This is a genomic window from Rickettsia sp. TH2014 (assembly GCF_019249195.1).
In the GTDB taxonomy this organism is placed as follows: domain Bacteria; phylum Pseudomonadota; class Alphaproteobacteria; order Rickettsiales; family Rickettsiaceae; genus Rickettsia; species Rickettsia felis.
This window is the reverse complement of the sequence record NZ_MXAX01000240.1, coordinates 1-4,117: the sequence shown is the minus strand read 5'-3', so window position 1 is coordinate 4,117 and position 4,117 is coordinate 1. Positions and strand designations below refer to the sequence as shown.

Here is a 4,117-nt window from a genome sequence, read left to right as displayed (position 1 = left end):
TTTTTTGATTTAGATTCATCTCTAATCCTCCATTNNNTATTATCTTAATTTTACTAAATGTAAGATTAAATCTCAACTATTACATATTATTCGGCTCATTCATACGTACAGCAACTGACACAAGGAATAAGGCATAAAGATTTATTACAGGTAATAGTTATTTTGCTTATTAAGACCAAAATGTTTGACAACGAAGTACCTTGTATAAGTCTTCATAAAATGCTTGAAACTAAAACAAATAAGCAATATTTATTTGATTTTTCCTATGTATTTATAGAGCTTAAAAAGTTTGATAAAGATAAGTTTGATAATACTATAGATGAATGGCTACATTTATTTAAGTGTGCAGAAAACAAAACTAGCCCACCTGCAAATATAAAGAGCGAGAAAGTATCAGATGCGTATAATGTAATTGAAATGCACAACCTCACCCCCGAAGAATACGACGCCTATATAAGAGCAAAATTAATGGAAGATGCCGAGAAAATAGCTTTATCTGAAAATTTTGAAAAAGGTAAAGCAGAGGGTAAAGCAGAATTAATACAAATGATGCTAAAACAAGGTAAAACTGTTCAGCAAATAATAGAGTTCACAGGATTATCTAAAGAAGAAATAAAACAGCTAAAAGCAGAAATAGGAAATTCTAAAGTTAGTTGATTAATTATTTACCGCTTAACTCTGTTAATTCTTTTTTAGTTTTATTACTAAAGTTTGTAATTTTTCAAATTCTTCGCGAGTGGCATACTTACCTTTAATTATTTTATCCTCAATTATGCTACAGCTTTTATCCACTATACTATTTAAGGCTTTTTGTGTGACAACGCTAGCTCCAACGGCTACTTTTAAAATATTATTTGTTTTCATATTACCTCTATAGATAAAGCATGTAAGCCGCTATTAAATTCATCGGCAAGTAAGTTATTAATAGTGCGATGACTTACAATGAGGCTTTTTCCCTGTAATGTTTCTGCAGCAATTCTTATTTTTATATGGCCGTGAATTCCGTCATAATGACTAGCATGTTTATAGCTTTCATCTATTATTTCTTGAAAATGTGGTTTTAACACACTTAATTTTTCTTGTATCCTTTCTATACGGTTCATATTTTTATTTCATTTACAGTAAAAATGTCCTAATATCCTTAAGTATATAATTTTATGATAAAAATGGCAATGTCGGAATTAATAACGGATTATAAAGATTTACAAGATGAGATAGATAAATTGGAACAAGGCGTATGTTTTGCGTGTAGATTAGTTAATTATGATGAAATAGAATTTATAGAGCAGGATAAGTATTTTATAATTGAAGATTTAGATCAAATCATTGAAGATGTAAGCAAAGAACTTAATATTTTTTCAAAGTTTAAGAAAATAAAGAAAGATAGAATATTATTTATCCTAAATACTACTGATTCTGACTTAATCAAAAATTTTGCTAGAAAATTATATTTATTTTCACAGCTTTATATTAATGAACAGAAGCCGGCAATTTATATGAATTGTTATATTGCTAGTATTAAATTTCCAAAAGTAAGTAATGATGCTAAAGAAATTGAAAAAACATTAAATATGTTACTTTCACAAAATAATAATTATTATTACCGTGAATATAGCCCTGCAGAACATGATTTGGAAAATATAAGAAAATCTAATCTTCAGCTTCACTTATTACGACAAGCCTTAGCAAAAAAGACTATGCGATTTGCTTATCAGCCTATAATAGATCGCAATACCATGAAAGTTCATTATTATGAATGTCTGCTTCGTATACCTGACGAGAACGGCGTTTATATTTCCGTAGGTCCTATAATCCCTATTGCTGAAAATAAAGGATTAATTTTTATAATTGATCAAATTGTTTTAGAAATGACTGTTCACGAACTTGCCCGTAACCCAAACTTAATGTTAGCCGTTAATATTTCAAATATAGGAACAGGCGATGAAGCTTTATGGGAAATAGCAGAAAACTTATTAAAAGCTCATAATGTTCGGGATCGTTTAATTATTGAAATTACAGAAACTTCTTTCAATGAGAATTATGATAAAATAACTTTATTTATTAATAAACTACGTAAGTGCGGATGTAAATTTGCATTAGATGATTTTGGTTCGGGCTTTACTTCTTTTAAACAACTTCAAAGCTTACCAATTGATATTATCAAAATTGACGGTAAATATGTGCGTAGTATTACAAGTGATGTACAAAGTAGGTATTTTGTAGAAAGATTAATTAAAATTTCAGAAGATTTAGGTGTTGAAACAGTAGCTGAATTTGTAGAAAACGGAGAAATAGCGAAATTTTTAATTGATTTAAAAGTCGGTGGGCTACAAGGAAACTTCTATTCCGAAGCAAAATATGATAGGGCGGATGATGTTTAGAGATGTCATTGCGAGGATAAACATAATTTCGACGCGGCAATCTTGTCAAGCATGCTGAGATTGCTTCGTCGAATTACTACGTAATTCTTCTCGCAATGACGTTTTATAACACTTGACAACCTACATAAAAACCTATATGCAGAACTCAACTTTAAATAATTAAACTTAGATGCTGTTACTTGAATTAAAAAAAACTAATCAAACTTTAGAAACTATACATTTTATAGGTATCGGCGGCGTTGGAATGAGCGGTATTGCTGAGATATTACATAATCTAGGTTATAAAGTACAAGGTTCCGATTTAGTAGAAAATTATAATACTAAAAGGCTTGAGTCGTACGGTATTAAGATATTTTTAGGACATGCCGAGCAGAACATTACCAATGTTTCGTATGTTGTTATTTCATCAGCAATTAATTCAAATAATCCTGAAATAAAAGAGGCATTAGAGCGTAAAATTCCTATCATTAGACGTGCGGAAATGCTCGCTGAGCTTATGAGGTTAAAATGTTCGGTAGCGGTTTCGGGATCGCACGGTAAAACTACTACTACCTCATTAGTTGCTTGTTTATTTGAGGCAGCCGGTTTATGTCCTACGGTTATTAACGGTGGGATCATAAATAATAAATCGACTAATGCATATCTTGGTTCAAGTAATTATTTAATTGCGGAGGCTGATGAATCCGATGCGACGTTTATTCATATTCCATTAACTATTGCGATAATAACTAATATTGATCCTGAACATTTAGATTATTATAAAGATTTTGAAACACTAATAGCTGCTTTTAGAAGTTTTATTACCAATCTGCCGTTTTACGGTTTTGCAGTTTGTTGTATAGATCATAAAATAGTTCGTAAGTTAGTAGATGATATTACTGAAAGGAAGATTGTTACTTATGGAATCGATTCGGAAGATGCTCATATTATAGCGTTTAATATTAATACTGATATTGCCTCCTCTACTTTTGACGTAAAAATTAGTCTACCAAATGTACTAGGTACAACGATTATTGAAAAAATTACTATTCCAACGCCCGGAAGACATAATATTTTAAATAGTCTTGCTGCAATTGCCGTTGGGATAGAATTAGATTTCGGTATTAAAGCTATTAAAAACGGTTTTAATAATTTTAAAGGAGTGAAGAGGAGATTTACTAAAGTAGCGGAATATAATAAGGCGGTGGTTATCGATGATTACGCTCATCATCCTGAGGAAATCAAAGCAACACTTGCGACGGCTAAAAATATAGCCGATAAGCAAAATGGTAAAGTTATTGCTATTTTTCAGCCTCATAGATATTCAAGAATGCAGCATTTATTTGATGATTTTATGCTTTGCTTCGATGATGCCGATATACTCTATATTACCGATATATATGCTGCAGGAGAAGAGCCTATAGAAGGGATTACAAGTCAAAATTTAGTTAATAAGATTACTAAAAATAAGCATCATGACCAAGCAAATTTTTTAGCTGAATTAGATGATGCGGTTGAAGTTATTATAGATAACGCATCTTCCGGCGATATGATAATTATGATGGGAGCAGGTAATATTTCAAGTTTTGCTAATGAATTAGATGGGAGATTATCATCCCACACTTGATGTCATTCCATGGAGACCAAGTCGTTATTGCGAGGAGGCATTGTTGCGTAGACCGATAAAATCCACTGTGTCACCCCCCGTGGCTTGCTAACTAAGCCCAAAAAACAATAAAAAATACTAATAATTTTAG

Annotated in this window: 4 protein-coding genes and 1 pseudogene; 3 read left to right on the top strand and 2 right to left on the bottom strand. The window is 31.1% G+C overall.

Annotated features, from left to right (window positions below):
• The first annotated feature begins 69 nt into the window (after positions 1–69).
• Complete coding sequence (locus tag KYQ89_RS04810) at positions 70–657, top strand: Rpn family recombination-promoting nuclease/putative transposase (RefSeq protein WP_371920413.1); 588 nt, start codon at positions 70–72, stop codon at positions 655–657.
• A 4-nt stretch (positions 658–661) separates the two neighbouring features.
• On the opposite strand, the pseudogene KYQ89_RS04805 reads toward KYQ89_RS04810, so the two are convergent.
• Positions 662–864 (bottom strand): annotated as a pseudogene (locus KYQ89_RS04805) (hypothetical protein).
• A complete protein-coding gene (locus tag KYQ89_RS04800; RefSeq protein ID WP_218460642.1) occupies positions 861–1,103 on the bottom strand; it encodes a BolA family protein in 243 nt (80 codons plus the stop codon). Before KYQ89_RS04800 ends, KYQ89_RS04805 begins: the two are co-directional and overlap by 4 nt.
• A 54-nt stretch (positions 1,104–1,157) precedes the next feature.
• On the opposite strand from KYQ89_RS04800, the gene KYQ89_RS04795 reads away from it, so the two are divergent.
• Positions 1,158–2,381: an EAL domain-containing protein gene (locus tag KYQ89_RS04795; protein ID WP_218460641.1), complete on the top strand. Its 1,224-nt coding sequence runs from the start codon at positions 1,158–1,160 to the stop codon at positions 2,379–2,381.
• A gap of 169 nt (positions 2,382–2,550) precedes the next feature.
• Positions 2,551–3,987 carry a UDP-N-acetylmuramate--L-alanine ligase gene (murC, locus tag KYQ89_RS04790; RefSeq protein WP_218460640.1) on the top strand — a complete coding sequence of 479 codons (1,437 nt, stop codon included), beginning with the start codon at positions 2,551–2,553 and terminating at the stop codon, positions 3,985–3,987.
• Positions 3,988–4,117 lie beyond the last annotated feature (130 nt).